This window comes from Roseomonas sp. E05, from assembly GCF_030063475.1.
Taxonomy (GTDB): domain Bacteria; phylum Pseudomonadota; class Alphaproteobacteria; order Acetobacterales; family Acetobacteraceae; genus Pseudoroseomonas.
Map to the genome: position 1 here is coordinate 1 of NZ_JASIRT010000007.1, position 14,257 is coordinate 14,257.

Annotated in this window: 14 protein-coding genes; 10 read left to right on the top strand and 4 right to left on the bottom strand. The window is 71.3% G+C overall.

The annotated features are described in order from the left end of the window. Nucleotides 1-222 precede the first annotated feature (222 nt). Complete coding sequence (locus QMO56_RS09385; RefSeq protein ID WP_283525180.1) at nt 223-1,137, top strand: DUF389 domain-containing protein; 915 nt, start codon at nt 223-225, stop codon at nt 1,135-1,137. A 19-nt stretch (nt 1,138-1,156) separates the two neighbouring features. On the opposite strand, the gene QMO56_RS09390 is transcribed toward QMO56_RS09385, so the two are convergent. Then, complete coding sequence (locus QMO56_RS09390; RefSeq protein ID WP_283525182.1) at nt 1,157-2,434, bottom strand: UbiH/UbiF/VisC/COQ6 family ubiquinone biosynthesis hydroxylase; 1,278 nt, start codon at nt 2,432-2,434, stop codon at nt 1,157-1,159. Nucleotides 2,435-2,624: 190 nt separating this feature from the next. Between QMO56_RS09390 and QMO56_RS09395 the strand changes: the two genes are divergently transcribed. After that, the gene (locus QMO56_RS09395) at nt 2,625-2,963 is read left to right on the top strand and encodes a P-II family nitrogen regulator (RefSeq protein WP_283525184.1); all 339 of its coding nucleotides are present in this window, start codon (nt 2,625-2,627) and stop codon (nt 2,961-2,963) included. A 41-nt stretch (nt 2,964-3,004) separates the two neighbouring features. Continuing rightward, entirely contained in the window at nt 3,005-4,372 is a 1,368-nt protein-coding gene (locus tag QMO56_RS09400) for an ammonium transporter (protein ID WP_408906518.1), read from the top strand. A gap of 58 nt (nt 4,373-4,430) precedes the next feature. Here QMO56_RS09400 and QMO56_RS09405 read toward each other — a convergent pair whose 3' ends face one another. Continuing rightward, nucleotides 4,431-5,333, bottom strand: coding sequence for a LysR family transcriptional regulator (locus tag QMO56_RS09405; RefSeq protein ID WP_283525186.1), 903 nt, complete (start codon nt 5,331-5,333; stop codon nt 4,431-4,433). 102 nt (nt 5,334-5,435) lie between these two features. On the opposite strand from QMO56_RS09405, the gene QMO56_RS09410 reads away from it, so the two are divergent. After that, entirely contained in the window at nt 5,436-6,437 is a 1,002-nt protein-coding gene (locus QMO56_RS09410; RefSeq protein ID WP_283525188.1) for an aldo/keto reductase, read from the top strand. A gap of 75 nt (nt 6,438-6,512) precedes the next feature. Here QMO56_RS09410 and QMO56_RS09415 read toward each other — a convergent pair whose 3' ends face one another. Then, nucleotides 6,513-6,980 carry a hypothetical protein gene (locus QMO56_RS09415; protein WP_283525189.1) on the bottom strand — a complete coding sequence of 156 codons (468 nt, stop codon included), beginning with the start codon at nt 6,978-6,980 and terminating at the stop codon, nt 6,513-6,515. 72 nt (nt 6,981-7,052) lie between these two features. Continuing rightward, complete coding sequence (locus QMO56_RS09420; RefSeq protein ID WP_283525190.1) at nt 7,053-7,568, bottom strand: DUF2244 domain-containing protein; 516 nt, start codon at nt 7,566-7,568, stop codon at nt 7,053-7,055. 184 nt (nt 7,569-7,752) lie between these two features. Here QMO56_RS09420 and nth point away from each other — a divergent pair, with 184 nt between their 5' ends. From nth to QMO56_RS09450, 6 genes are all read left to right on the top strand, one after another. Beyond that, a complete protein-coding gene (gene nth, locus QMO56_RS09425) occupies nt 7,753-8,400 on the top strand; it encodes an endonuclease III (RefSeq protein ID WP_283525477.1) in 648 nt (215 codons plus the stop codon). A 127-nt stretch (nt 8,401-8,527) separates the two neighbouring features. Further along, nucleotides 8,528-9,040, top strand: coding sequence for an invasion associated locus B family protein (locus QMO56_RS09430; protein WP_283525191.1), 513 nt, complete (start codon nt 8,528-8,530; stop codon nt 9,038-9,040). Nucleotides 9,041-9,053: 13 nt separating this feature from the next. Next, entirely contained in the window at nt 9,054-10,283 is a 1,230-nt protein-coding gene (gene rlmN / locus QMO56_RS09435) for a 23S rRNA (adenine(2503)-C(2))-methyltransferase RlmN (protein WP_283525193.1), read from the top strand. Continuing rightward, nucleotides 10,280-11,488, top strand: coding sequence for an MFS transporter (locus QMO56_RS09440; protein WP_283525195.1), 1,209 nt, complete (start codon nt 10,280-10,282; stop codon nt 11,486-11,488). The genes rlmN and QMO56_RS09440 overlap by 4 nt, the downstream gene beginning before the upstream one ends. A 112-nt stretch (nt 11,489-11,600) precedes the next feature. Continuing rightward, nucleotides 11,601-12,827, top strand: a complete 1,227-nt coding sequence (locus QMO56_RS09445) for an MFS transporter (protein WP_283525196.1) — start codon at nt 11,601-11,603, stop codon at nt 12,825-12,827. Nucleotides 12,828-12,894: 67 nt separating this feature from the next. After that, on the top strand, nt 12,895-14,226 hold the full coding sequence (locus tag QMO56_RS09450) for a solute carrier family 23 protein (RefSeq protein WP_283525198.1): 1,332 nt from the start codon (nt 12,895-12,897) through the stop codon (nt 14,224-14,226). The last annotated feature ends 31 nt before the right edge of the window (nt 14,227-14,257 follow it).

Consider the following 14,257-nt stretch of genomic DNA (forward strand, 5'->3'; position numbering starts at 1 on the left):
TGCGCACCCCGATGTCGGGGCCGCCGCCCTCGCCGAGCCTGCCCGCCGTTCGTCGTGCCATCCTCGACCGGCTGTTCGCGCATCTCGCCACGCCAGTACGATGTCCGCACTGCCGACGCCGGTTCCTGACACCTCCGCCTAAAGTGCCCAGGTAGTGCTAGAACGGAATGCCCGCAGCAGCGTTGCTCAACCGTGTGACCATCCCTCTGCAACGGAGCGCCGATGTCCCGCCGTCTTGAGCTCAGCATGCCAACGGAACTGCGTGGCCGGATCCTGGAAGGGCTTCACGGCCTGCCGGGGGTCGCGGGCATCGCCCTGCAGGCCGGCGCCTCGGTGGACCCGCCGGGCGACGTCATCTGCGTCGAGGCGACGAACGAGGCGAGCCTGAAGATCCTGAAGATGCTGGACGAAATGGAGGCCTTCACGCGCGGCTCCATCACCCTCAGCGAGCCGACGGCCATCATCGCGCCCCCGCACCTGGCGGAGCTCGACCGGCAGGGCAGCGAGGCCGCCTGGGAGGAGGTCGGGGAGCAGTTGCGGCGCGGCACCAACGTCAGCGGCAACTTCCTGCTGCTCATGGGACTGTCGGGTATGATCGCGGCCTTCGGCCTGACCTCGGACACGCTGCATGTCGTGGTCGGCGCCATGCTGATCGCACCGGGCTTCGAGCCGCTGCTGCGGATTCCCTTCGAGGCCATGGGCCGCCAGCGCATCCCCCGAGGCGGGCTGCTCTCCAGCCTCGCCGGCTATCTCGCACTGGTGGCCGGAGCTGCCGCCGCGCTGCCGGCCGCACTCCTGCTGACGGGCCGCGAGACGGCCGAGCTGCCGGCGCTGCAATGGGTCCAGTACTGGTCCAGCATCCAGGTGAGCGGCGTTGCCGTCTCGCTCCTTGCCGGCGCCGCGGGCGCCACGATCATCGCGGCACGGCTGACGGTATTCGCCACCGGCGTGATGACCGCGCTCGCCCTGGTTCCGAGCGCAGCTCTCGTCGGGATGGGGCTCGCCTCGGGCCACCTGGGACTCGCCTGGGCCGCCGCGCAGCGATGGGGCATCGAGGTGCTCTGCGTGCTGTTCGCCGGCGGCCTTGTCATCGCCCTCAAGCGCTTCATCTGGCACCGGCGCGGCGTGTTCGACTGACCCCTGCCCCCGGCCCGCCTCAGGGCGTGAGACGTGCGCGGCCCTCCCGCCCCAGCATCAGCCCGCCCGTCACCGGCCCGAACCCCATGGCCCGCCGGGCGAAGAAGCCTTTCAGCCCGGGCATCCGCTCCACGGCGGCGAGACCGAGGCGGCGCGCCATCCGCAGCGGTGGCAGGCTGTTGCCGAAGAGCCGCTCCAGCGCGTGGGTGGCGCCGAGCATGAGCAGCGCATCCGGCCGCCGCGCCGCCTGATAGCTGGCCAGCAGCCCTCCCCCGCCCGCATCCGCGCCGCGCTCATGGGCCGCGATCACCAGTTCCGCCAGCGTGGCGACGTCGCGGAAGCCGAGGTTCAGCCCCTGGCCGGCGATTGGATGGATGCCATGCGCCGCGTCGCCCACCAAGGCGAGGCGCGTGTCGGTGTAGCGCATCGCGTGCATGGCGGTGAGCGGGTAGGACCAGCGGCGGCCGATCGGCGTGACCTTGCCGAGATGGTCGCCCATGCGGCGCTGGATCTCGCGGCCGTAGTCCTCGTCCGGCAGCTTCAGCATGCGCTCGGCGATGGGCCGCTTCTCCGACCAGACGATGGCCGAGGCGTTCGGGTGCTCCGGCGTCGGCGCGAGGGGAAGCTGGGCGAAGGGGCCGTTGGGCAGGAACTGCTCCAGCGCCACCTGCTCGTGCGGCAGTTCATGCGCCACCGCGCCGACCAGCCCCATCTGGCGGTAGTCCAGGGTCGCCGCGCCGATGCCGGCCTGCTGGCGCAGCGGTGAGCGGCGCCCCTCGGCGCCGACCACCAGCCGCGCGGCGATCACCTCGCCGGTGGAGAGGCGGACCTCCACCCCTTCCGGCCGGCGCGTCACCTCGGCGCGGGCGGGCGCATGAACGGAAAGGTGCGCCAGCTCGCGCATCCGCGCGTTCAGCGCCATGCGGAGCGCGCGTGCCTCGACCATCCAGCCGAAGGGGCCCATGCCGGTCTCGGCGGCGTCGAAATGCAGCGCCAGCGGGCTGGCGCGCTCGCCGGGCAGGCCGTCGGCGCAGCGGATGCGGGTGATCGGCCCCGGCTCCCAGGGCAGATGCCCCCAGATGCCACCGGCCTCCAGCAGGTTTCGGCTGGTCAGCGCGATGGCATAGGCGCGGCCGTCGAACTCGGGCAGTTCCATGGGCGGCAGGGGCGCGGCATCCACCACCGCGGTCGGCACGCCGGACGCTGCGAGGGTGGCGGCGAGCGTGGCGCCGACCGGACCGGCGCCGATGATGCAGACAGCCACCTCGCGGCGGGAAGACAGGGGGGATGGGCTCATGGGGCCATTCTGCCCTGGCGGCCGCCGCGCCGAAAGGGCAGCCCCCGCCAGAGGCGCAGGCAATCGCCTATTTTTTGTGCATCCAGCAATCGCGGAAGCTTGCGTGGACCTCGTTACGGCTGAGAACACGGTTTGGCACGCCGCTCGCATCAGGCTTCCCGGCTACGCGGAAGAGAAGGGGGCGCAGCGCATGAAGCTCGTGATGGCAATCATCAAGCCTTTCAAGCTGGACGAGGTGCGCGAGGCGCTCACCCCGCTCGGCGTCCAGGGGCTCACCGTCACCGAGGTGAAGGGGTTCGGGCGGCAGAAGGGTCAGACGGAGATCTATCGCGGCGCGGAGTACCACGTCTCCTTTCTGCCGAAGCTGAAGATCGAGGTGGTGGTCCCGGACGACATGGTCGATGCGGTGGTCGAGGCCATCGCCAACACCGCCCGCACCGGAAAGATCGGCGACGGCAAGGTCTTCGTGCTCGACGTGGAGCGCGCACTGCGCATCCGCACCGGCGAGACCGACAGTTCGGCACTGTGATGCCGCGCACCGTTCATCAGAAGACAATGGAAACGAGGATGATGCGAGCGATCGCCCAAGGGATTGCCAATCGGGGGATCATGCCCTGGAGCCGCCGCGCGGCCGCACTGTTGCCGGCCCTGCTGTTCGCCGCGCCGGCGATGGCGCAGGAAGAGGCGACGGTGAGCGCCGGCGACACCGCCTGGATGCTGACCAGCACCGCACTGGTGCTGATGATGACGATTCCGGGCCTGGCGCTGTTCTACGCCGGCATGGTGCGCAAGAAGAACGTGCTCGCCACCATGATGCAGTCCTTCTTCCTGGCGGCGCTGGTCAGCGTGGTCTGGATGGTGGCGGGTTACAGCCTGGCCTTCGGTGAGGGCGGCGCCTATGTGGGCGACCTGTCGCGGATGTTCCTCGCCGGGCTCGGCAATGGCTGGGACGCGCCCTTCACCCTCGGCAGCGGCGACGGCGCGGTGGCCTTCACCATCCCCGAATCCGTCTTTGTCATGTTCCAGATGACCTTCGCCATCATCACCCCGGCGCTGGCCACGGGCGCGATGGCGGACCGCCTGAAGTTCTCCTCGCTCTGCGTCTTCACCGTGCTGTGGTCGCTGCTGATCTACAGCCCGATCTGCCATTGGGTCTGGCACCCGAACGGCTGGATCTTCGGCATGGGCGCGCTGGACTTCGCCGGCGGCACCGTGGTGCACATCAATGCCGGCGTGGCCGGCCTGGTGGGCGCGCTGGTGCTGGGCAAGCGCACCGGCCTCGGCCATGAGAACATGGCGCCATTCAACCTGGCGCTGGCGGTGATCGGCGCCGGGCTGCTCTGGGTGGGCTGGTTCGGCTTCAACGCGGGCTCCGCCGGCGCGGCGGGCGGCCGCGCGGGCATGGCCATGCTGGTGACGCAGCTCGCCGCCGGCGCCGCCACCCTCGCCTGGGCCGCCGCCGAATGGATGACCAAGGGCAAGCCCTCGGTCCTGGGCGCGATCTCCGGCGCGGTGGCCGGCCTCGTCGCCATCACGCCGGCGGCCGGCTTCGTGATGCCGGGCTCGGCGCTGGTCATCGGCATCGTGGCGGGCCTGGCCGGCTTCTGGGGCGCCACCGCGCTGAAGCACTGGTGCGGCTATGACGACAGCCTGGACGCCTTCGGCGTGCACGGCATCTGCGGCATCGTCGGCGCGCTGCTGACCGGCATCCTCGCCTATGGTCCGCTCTCCGCCACCCCGGCCTCGCCGGAGGGCATCGCCGGCTCCTTCGGGCAGTTCATGCTGCAGCTCTATGCGGTGCTGGCCACCTTCATCTTCACCGCCATCGGCACCTTCATCATCCTGAAGGTCATCGATGTGGTGATGGGCCTGCGCGTGAGCGAGGAGTCCGAGCGCGAAGGCCTCGACGTCTCGCTGCATGGCGAGCGGCTGGGCTGAAGCTTTCCCCGCCTGAACGGAAACCTGGGGCGCCGGAGTTCACTCCGGCGCCCTCTCTTCATGGCGGCGCCGCCTGCCGGCGCGCGCGGACAAAGTCCACGAAGGCGCGCAGGACCGCCGGCATGTGCCGCCGCGAGGCATAGTAGAGCTGCGGCCCCTCGAAGGGCGGCAGCCAGTCCTCCAGCAGCGGGACCAGGGTGCCGCGGGCGATGTCCTCCCGCACCCACTCCTCGAAGGTCAGCAGGAATCCGACTCCCTCCAGCGCGGCGCTGCGCTCCAGATGCGGGTCGGTGGTGGTGAAGGGCCCCTCCACCCGCAGCGTCACCGTCTCCGTTCCTCGCTCGAAGACCCAGGGCGGGGTGCTCCCGCTGGGGAAGCGGTGGCGGATGCAGGGCCGGTGCAGCAGGTCTCGCGGGGCGGCGGGGGCACCGAGGCGCGCGATCAGCGCCGGGGCGGCCACCAGGACGTAGCGCTGCGGCCCGCCGAGCGGCACGGCGATGGTGTCGCGCGCCAGGCTCTCGCCATAGCGGATGCCGGCATCGAAGCCCCCGTCGGCGATGTCCACGAAGCTGTCCTCCACCACCACCTCGAGGGTGATGCGCGGATGGGCAGCCAGGAAGGGCGGGATCAGCCCGGCGAGGACGAGCTGCGCGGCCGATTGCGGCGCGTTGATGCGCAGCGTGCCGCTCGGCGTGGCGCCCTGGCGTCCCGCCTCCTCCAGCGCGGCGCCGATCTCGCCCAGCGCCGGGCCGAGCCGGGCCAGCAGCGCCGCCCCGGCCTCGGTCGGGCTGACGCTGCGCGTCGTCCGGTGCAGCAGGCGCAGTCCCAGCCTATCCTCCAGCGCCCGCAGGCGTTCGCTGAGGCTGGAAGGCGAAATGCCAGCCTCTCGCGCCGCGCGGCGGAAGCTGCGGTGCCGCGCCACGGCGGCGAAAAGGTCGAGATCCGCCAGAGGAGGCCGCATTGTTCGCCATTCCGGATGGTCCATGCGGATCGTAACGGATTATCGGATACCCGCCCAGCCCCCATTCTCCGCCGCGCCACCGAGACGAGAGAGAGAGAGACCATGGAACGCCGCCAACTGGGCCGCACCGGCCCGCAGGTTTCCGCCCTTGGCCTGGGCTGCATGGGCATGTCGGATTTCTATGGCCCGGCCGACCGCGCCGAGAGCCTGGCCACCATCGCCGCCGCCGTGGAGCGGGGCATCACGCTCCTCGACACCGGGGACTTCTATGGCATGGGCCATAATGAGATGCTGATCGGCGAGGCGCTGCGGCAGCAGCGGCGCGAGGACCTGGTCATCAGCGTCAAGTTCGGCGCGCTGCGCGGGCCGGACAATATCTGGGCCGGCTATGACGCGCGTCCGGCCGCCGTGCGCAACTTCCTCGCCTATACGCTGAAGCGCCTGGGCACCGACTACATCGACATCTACCGCCCCGCCCGCCTCGACCCCGCCGTGCCGATCGAGGAGACCGTGGGCGCCATCGGTGAGTTGGTGAAGGCGGGCTATGTCCGCCATGTCGGCCTCTCGGAGGTGGGCGCGCAGACCATCCGCCGCGCCGCCGCCGCCCATCCGATCGCCGACCTGCAGATCGAGTACTCGCTGATTTCGCGCGGCATCGAGGCCGAGATCCTGCCGGCCTGCCGTGAGCTGGGCATCGGCGTCACCGCCTATGGGGTGCTCTCCCGCGGGCTGATCAGTGGCCACTGGTCCAGGGATCGCGGCGGCCGGGGCGATTTCCGCGACCACAGCCCACGCTTCCAGGGGGAGAACCTGGAGCACAACCTGGCGCTGGTCGAGGCACTGCGGGGCGTGGCCGCGGCGCGCGGCGCCAGCGTGGCGCAGGTGGCCATCGCCTGGGTCGCCGCGCGCGGGACGGACATTGTTCCGCTGGTCGGCGCGCGGCGGCGGGACCGGCTCACCGAGGCGCTGGGCGCGCTGGACGTGACGCTGAACGAGGCCGACCTCGCGGCCATCGAGCGGGCGGTGCCGCCGGGTGCCGCCGCGGGCGCGCGCTACCCGGAAGCGCAGCTCGTGCACATGGACAGCGAGCGTCCGGCCTCCTGAGCGGCGGAAGGCGGGGTCTGCAGGGCGGGCATCACCGGGCGAGTACCGGCGCCCACCTGCCCGCGGGCCGGCGGTTCAGCGCAGGCGCCGCAGATTGCCAGCCACGGTGCGGCTGACCGGACGCAGCGACTGCTCCGCCACGCCGAGCGCGGCACCGCTGAAGCCCATGCCGAAGCTGGCGGCGCGGTTCGCGGCACCCATCGCCCATTCCGTCTGCGCCATCATCCAGCCCATCGCCGTGCGGCTGGTTGCGGCGCGCAACATGGCGCGCTGGGCGGCCTCCACTTCGGCGAGGCCATAGTCCATCGCGCGCTGGGAGAGCTCCGCCGCGCCCTGCGCCACGGCCGCGCCGCAGGCGGAAAAGGCCAGCATCTTCTCGGGCACCATGCGCCCGACCTCCAGCGCGGTGGAAAGAGGGCCGCGCGTCCGGGCCTCCTCGGCGGAGAGCCTGACATCCACCACCTGCCGGGCGGAGGTCAGCAGGGTCACGACATTGCCCGCATGGCGCACGAAGCGCGGGCCTGTATCCGACGCACGGGTCATCCTGTGGACTCCGGAAGGGGACTTCCACGAGAACGCCGGTGCGGCGCGGCGGTTTTGCGGGAAAACGAGCCCTCAGGCCGGACCGCGCAACTGTGGGTTGTCAAAGACCGGCTGCCGATAGGCGGCCAGCGCCTCACCCAGGGCGGCCGCAAGGTCCTGCTTCTCCTCCTCGGAGAGGAAGCGGCCGATCTCCACCCGGCGGCCGCGCTGGACCAGCGCCAGCCCGGTGCGCTCCGACCACTCGATGCGCGCCCAGTAGGGATCGAGCGATGCCTCCTCGCGCCGGCCACGCCAGTCCGCGCGGCGGATGACAAGGCGCGCCGAGGTCAGCGACACCACCTCCCAGGCCCGGCCGGACCAGCGGTGATGCAGCCAGACCAGCAGCAGAACGAGGCCGGATTCCAGCCCCAGGAAAGGCAGCACGGGCCAGGCGCCCATCAGCACGAACAGCAGGCCGCCGCCGATGGCCCAGAGCGCGCAAAGCGCGCCCAGCACCAGGAAGGCGGTGGGCCGCAGGCTGCGGGGCGGCGTGCTGACCGCCTCGAACAGCACCGGATCGGCAGGGCGCGGTTCAGGGGTTGCTGACATTGCGGGAAGACATAGGCTGTTGGAGCCCACAGCACAGATGGGGCACCGCCATTATGTCGATTCGCCAGTCATGAAATCCCCTGCCCCGCCCCTTCCCGCCAGCGAGGCGGCGCCCGCCCCCCGTCCGCGCGCGTCCCGCAAGCCGCTGCACGGCACGGCCGAGGTGCCGCGCCGGGCGCGCAAGATGTCCGCGGCGCAGGCCGAGCGCTTCATCCGCGCCCTCGCCGCCGCCAACCCGAAGCCCGAGACCGAGCTGCACTACACCACCCCCTACACGCTGCTGGTGGCGGTGATGCTCTCGGCCCAGACCACCGACGTCTCGGTGAACAAGGCCACGGCCACGCTGTTCAAGGCGGCTGACACCCCTGCCGCCATGGTGGCGCTGGGCGAGGAGGGCGTGGCGGAGCATATCCGCCGCATCGGCCTGTGGAAGGCCAAGGCGCGCAACCTCATCACGCTCTCCCAGCAGTTGCTGGACCGGCATGGCGGCGAGGTGCCGGCCGACCGGGCGGCGCTGGAGGCGCTGGCCGGCGTCGGCCGCAAGACCGCCAATGTCGTGCTGAACGTCGCCTTCGGCGAGGAGGCGATGGCGGTGGACACGCACATCTTCCGCCTGGGCAACCGCACCGGCCTGGCGCCCGGCAAGACGCCGCGGGAGGTGGAGGAAGGCCTGATGAAGCGTGTGCCGGCCGACCTGCTGCGGGACGCGCACCATTGGCTGATCCTGCACGGGCGCTATATCTGCAAGGCGCGGCTGCCGGAATGCTGGCACTGCGTGGTGCGCGCGGAATGCAACTATGCCGACAAGGTGCTCTGGCCGCCGCCGCGCTGAGGCTTGCCCCTCTCCTTCACCCCTTCCACCGCCGCCTCCGGGGTGCCATCACATCTGCATCCCCCGCGCATCCGGCCATGGCTTCGCGCGGTTGCGGCACCGCACTCCTAACCTTTATGTGATGCGCATGAATCGGCTCCTCCCCATCGTGATGATGCTTGGCCTGCCCATCGGCATGATGAGCGCGGCCCCTGCCCTGGCGCAGCGCCCACAGGCGCTCGGCACTTTTCAGGACTGGACCGCCGCCACATATACGGAGGGCAGGAGCAAGATCTGCTACGCCTTCACGCGGGCCAGCAAGACAGAGGGCGCCGGCAACCGGCAGAACGTGATGCTCACCGTCACGCACCGGCCGCAGGGGCGTGATCAGGTGGCGCTGCGCTCCGGCTACACCTATGCCCCCAAGGCCGAGGTCACGGTGGCCGTCGGTGACACCGAACTCGACTTCTACACCGCGCAGGACAACGCCTTCGCGCGCAACGGCGGCAGGGCCGTGGCCGCTTTCAAGGCGGGCGCCAACGCCGTGGCCAAGGGCAGTGGCCCGCAGGGGCGCGGCACCGCCACCGATACCTTCTCCCTCTCCGGCTTCACCGCGGCCTACGAGGCCATCAGCAAGGAGTGCCCGGCCGGCCGCCGGTGATCCAGGAACCAGCATGACCCAGACCCCCGCCCCCGCTTCCCCGGCCGAGCTTTCCGAGGCCGAGCGCGCCCGCGTCCTGGCCAAGGCCGCGCTTTTCGCGCCGCCCGCCGCCACGCTGCCGGACGGCCGCCGCGACCTGGTCGGCCTCTCGCGCGAGGAGCTGGCGGCGGAGATGGTCGCCATCGGCGAGAAGCCCTTCCGCGCCAAGCAGCTCTGGCACTGGATCTACCACCAGGGCGTGACCGACTTCGCGAAGATGTCCACCATCGCCAAGCCGATGCAGGCCAGGCTGGCGGAGCGCTTCGTGGTCGGCCGCCCCGGCGTGGTGACGGAGCAGACCAGCACCGACGCCACGCGGAAGTTCCTCTTCGGCTTCCGCGACGGCCAGCAGGTCGAGACCGTCTATATCCCGGACGAGCAGGAGGACCGCGGCGCCGTCTGCATCTCCACCCAGGTCGGCTGCACCCTGTCGTGCAAGTTCTGCCACACCGGCACGCAGAAGCTGGTGCGCAACCTGGGCGCGGCCGAGATCGTCGGCCAGTTCATGGCGGCGCGGGACGCCTATGGCGAGTGGCCGAGCCCGACCGACGGCACGCCGCGGCTGCTCAGCACCATCGTCATCATGGGGATGGGCGAGCCGCTCTATAACTACGAGAACGTCGCCAAGGCGATGCGCATCATCATGGACAACGAGGGCATCGCGCTCTCGCGCCGGCGCATCACCCTCTCGACCTCGGGCGTGGTGCCGATGATGGACCGGTGCGGCGAGGAGCTGGGCGTCGGCCTCGCGGTCTCGCTGCATGCGGTGCGCAACGACATCCGCGACGAGATCGTGCCGCTGAACCGCAAATACCCGATCGAGGAGCTGATGGCGGCCTGCCGCCGCTATCCCGGCGCCTCCAATGCCCGGCGCATCACCTTCGAATACGTCATGCTGAAGGGCGTGAACGATTCCGAGGCCGATGCGCGCGAGCTGGTGCGGCTGCTGAAGGGCCTGCCGGCCAAGGTGAACCTGATCCCGTTCAACCCCTGGCCCGGCAGCCCCTACGAGACCTCTTCGAACAACGCCATCCACCGCTTCGCGAACATCGTGATGGAGGCTGGCTATGCCTCGCCCATCCGCAAGCCGCGCGGGCGGGACATCCTGGCCGCCTGCGGGCAGCTCAAGACGGAGAGCGAGCGCCGCCGCGCCGCGCGCCCCGGGGCCGCCCCTCCCGAGACCAACCGGGCCGACGCGGCGTGAGTGCGGAGGGGGCGGCACCCGCCGCCGCCACGCAGCCCTCACTCGCCGTCCTGCCGCTGCTCGCCGCCGCCGGCTTCGTCACCGGCTGCGGCATCCGCCTGCTTGACCCCCTCCTGCCGCTGATCGCCCACGACCTGGGCGTGACGGTGGCGGAGGTCGCCATATTGGTAACCAGCTTCGCCATCCCCTACGGCCTGTGCCAGGTGCTGCTCGGCCCGCTGGGCGACCGCTTCGGCAAGCTACGCGTGCTGGTGCTGGGCGTGCTGCTCTACGGGGTGGCCATGGGCGTCTGCGCCGTGGCGGGCTCGCTCGGGCAGCTCGTCGCTCTGCGCGCGGTCACCGGGGCGCTGGGCGGCGCCATCATTCCGCTCGCCATGGCCTGGATCGGCGACAACGTGCCCTATGAGGAGCGGCAGGCCACGATCAGCCGCTTCCTCACCGGCATCGTGCTGTCGCAGCTGCTCACCGGGCCGGTTTCCGGCAGCGTGGGGCAGGTGGTGGGCTGGCGCGGCGCCTTCCTGCTGGTCGGCGTGCTGGCGGCGCTGACCGGCGCCGGCATCATGCTGCGGCTCGGCGGCGGGTTGTGGCGGGGCGGGGTCGCGGGCCAGGGGCAGCTCGGCTTCGCCACCCACCGGATGCTGCTGCGGCGCCCGGCGGCGCGGCGACTGCTGGCTGTGGCCTTCCTGGATGGTGCGCTGCTGTTCGGCGGCGCCTTCCCCTTCATCGGCTCCTACCTCATCCAGGACTTCCATCTGGAGCCCTGGCAGGCCGGCCTGGTGGTGGCGGGCTTCGGCCTGGGCTCGCTCATCTATACCCGGCTGGCCTCGCGGCTGGTGCGCCGTCTCGGCGAGATCCGGCTGCTGATGCTGGGGGGCGGGCTGCTGGCTTTGGCGCTGCTGGCTCTTGCCCTGGCGCCGAACTGGGCGATGGTGGCGGTGCCGCAGGTGCTGCTCGGCCTGTTCTTCTTCATGTTCCACGGCGTCTTGCAGGCCCGCGCCACGGAAGTGCTGCCCGAGGCGCGCGCCACCGCGGTCTCCTCCTTCTCCATGGCCCTGTTCCTGGGCCAGGGTGTGGGCTCCATCGCCTTCGGCGCGCTGCTGGCGCATGGCGGGTATCAGCTGGCCTTCCTGGGCTCGGCTGCGGGCATCCTGCTGCTCAGCCTGTGGTGCTGGCGGGGGCTTTCGCCGGAGCGCGGCACGGCCTGAGAGAGCGGCAAGGCCGGGGGGAATTCTTTCCCCCGGTCTTTTTCCTCTCCCCCTTGGCCTCGGCGCCGGGCCGGGCCAAACCCGCAGCGGGACGGAAACGGACACGGACTCCATGAACACCCGCGAGGGATCGGCGGCCTTCGTGGCGCCGCTGGTGGTGCTGGCCCTCGGCCACATGCTCTCCAACATGCTGCGCACCCTGCCGGCGATCGCCGCCGACGTGCTGACGCGCGATCTCCACGTCTCGCCGGAGGGACTGGCCAGCCTCACCGGCGCCTATCACTTCGCCTTCGCCGCCGGGCAGATCCCGTTGGGAGTCGCGCTGGACCGCTTTGGCGTCCGGCCCGTCTCCCTGGTGCTGCTGGCAACGGTGGCGGTGGGCTCTGTGCTGGCGGCGCTGGTAGGCGGGCCGGCCGGTTTCCTGCTGGCCCAGGTGGTGCTCGGCCTCGGCTGCTGCGGCATGCTGCTCTGCCCCATGACGCTCGCCGCCAAGTTGCTGAGCCCCGCGCAGTTCGGCCTCTGGTCCGGGCTGATCCAGGCGCTTGGCAATGTCGGCATGCTGCTCTCCGCCAGCCCGCTGGCCTGGCTGGTGGAGCATCATGGCTGGCGGGCCGGCTTCTGGGTGGCGGCGGGCATGGCGGTGCTGGTGGCGCTGCTGGTCCGGCTGGCGGTGCCCGATCCGGTTCCCGCCGACGGGCCGCATCCCAGCCTGCTGACCGATGCCCGCGCGGTGCTCCGGCTCGGCACCAGCCCGGCGCTGCGGGGCATCATGCTGCTTTCCTTCACCTCCTTCGCCGTGATCATCGGCGTGCGCGGCCTCTGGGGCGGCCCCTGGCTGATGGAGGTGAAAGGGCTGGGCCGCATCGCGGCGGGCAATGTCCTGCTGGTGTTCACCCTCTCGCTGATCATCGGCCCGGCCCTGGCGGGCGTGCTGGACCGCCGCCTCGGCCACCGCCGCACCCTCCTCGCCGCAGGGCACGCGCTGGCCGGAATGCTGGTGCTGCTGGTGGCTGGCGGTGGGCCGGGTGGCTGGCTGTCGGACCTGGCGGGCCTGCCCATGCTGCCCGTGGCGGCGGACACGGCGCTGCTCTTCACCTTCGGCCTGGCCATCTCCATCCAGCCGCTGCTCTTCGCCCTGACCCGTGCGGCGGTGCCGCCGGATCGGGTGGGCAAGGCGCTCTCCGGCACCAACCTCGCCATGTTCCTCGGCGGCGCGGTGCTGCAGGCGGCCTCCGGCCCGGTCGGGGCGGCGGGCGGGCCCGGAGCGGCGATCGCCTTCCTGGGGGGCGTGGTGCTGATCGGCACCGCGCTGTTCTTGGCGACGACGCGGCGCGGTTGACACGGCGCCCCCGCCAGCGCTCAAGGGCGCGCAAACCACCGCCAGTTCGCCATGAAAGCCGGAACGCATGGGCTATTTCCCCACACGCTGGACCCTGAAGACCTCGGGCGAGGTCGCCCCCGATGAGCGGCTGCCCTGGCCACAGACCCTCATCATGGGCATCCAGCACGTCGTCGCCATGTTCGGCTCCACCGCGCTGGCGCCGATCCTGATGGGCTTCGACCCGAACACCGCGATCTTTTTCTCCGGCATCGGCACGCTGATCTTCTTCGCCCTCACGGGCGGGCGGCTGCCGAGCTATCTCGGCTCCAGCTTCGCCTTCATTGCCGTGGTGATCGGAGCCACCGCCTATGCCGGCGGGGGGCCGAACCCGAACATCCCGGTGGCGCTCGGCGGCATCATGGCGGCCGGGCTGGCCTACACGCTCATCGGGATCATCGTGCAGGTGGCCGGCACCGGCTGGGTGGAGCGACTGATGCCACCCGCCGTGACCGGGGCCATCGTCGCGGCCATCGGGCTCAATCTCGCTCCGGTCGCGGTGAAGGGCATTTCCGGCAGCGCCTTCGACACCGCCATCGGCCTGTTCACCGTCGCCGCGGTGGCGCTGATCTCGGTCTGGGGGCGCGGCATGGCGCGCCGCCTGCCGATCCTGCTCGGCGCGGTGAGCGGCTACTTCCTCTATTTCGTCTGCACCAACCTGCTCGGCCTCGGCGCGCCGATCGACTTCTCCGGCGTGGGTGCCGCCGCCTGGCTCGGCCTGCCGCACTTCGAGGCGCCGGTCTTCAGCGGGCCGGCCATGGTGCTGATCGCCCCTATCGCCATCATCCTGGTGGCGGAGAACCTCGGCCATGTGAAGGCGCTGAGCGCCATGACCGGCCGCGACTTCGACCCGCTGATCGGCCGCGCCTTCATCGCCGACGGCATCGCCACCATGGTCTCGGCGGGCGGCGGCGGCACCGGCGTCACCACCTATGCCGAGAACATGGGCGTGATGGCCGTCACCCGGATCTACTCCACGCTGGTGTTTGTCGCGGCGGCGCTGTTCGCCGTCCTGCTCGGCTTCTCGCCCAAGTTCGGCGCGCTGATCATGACCCTGCCGGGCGCGGTGATCGGCGGCGTCGCCATCGTGGTCTTCGGGCTGATCGCGGCGACGGGCGGGCGCATCTGGGTGCTGAACCGCACCGATTTCTCGCAGCCGCGCAACCTCGTGACGGCAGCGGTGGCGCTGATCGCGGGCGCGGGCGACCTGACGCTGAAGTTCGGCGGCTTCGCGCTGGGCGGCATTGGCACGGCCACCTTCGGCGCCATCATCGTCTATCACATGCTGCGCGGCCGCCCGGAGGCGCCGGAGGCGGTCACGCCGGCCGATGCGCCGGTCGATCCGCATCGCGGTTCCTGAGCGCGAGCGTCATGGGCATGTCACGCCGCTG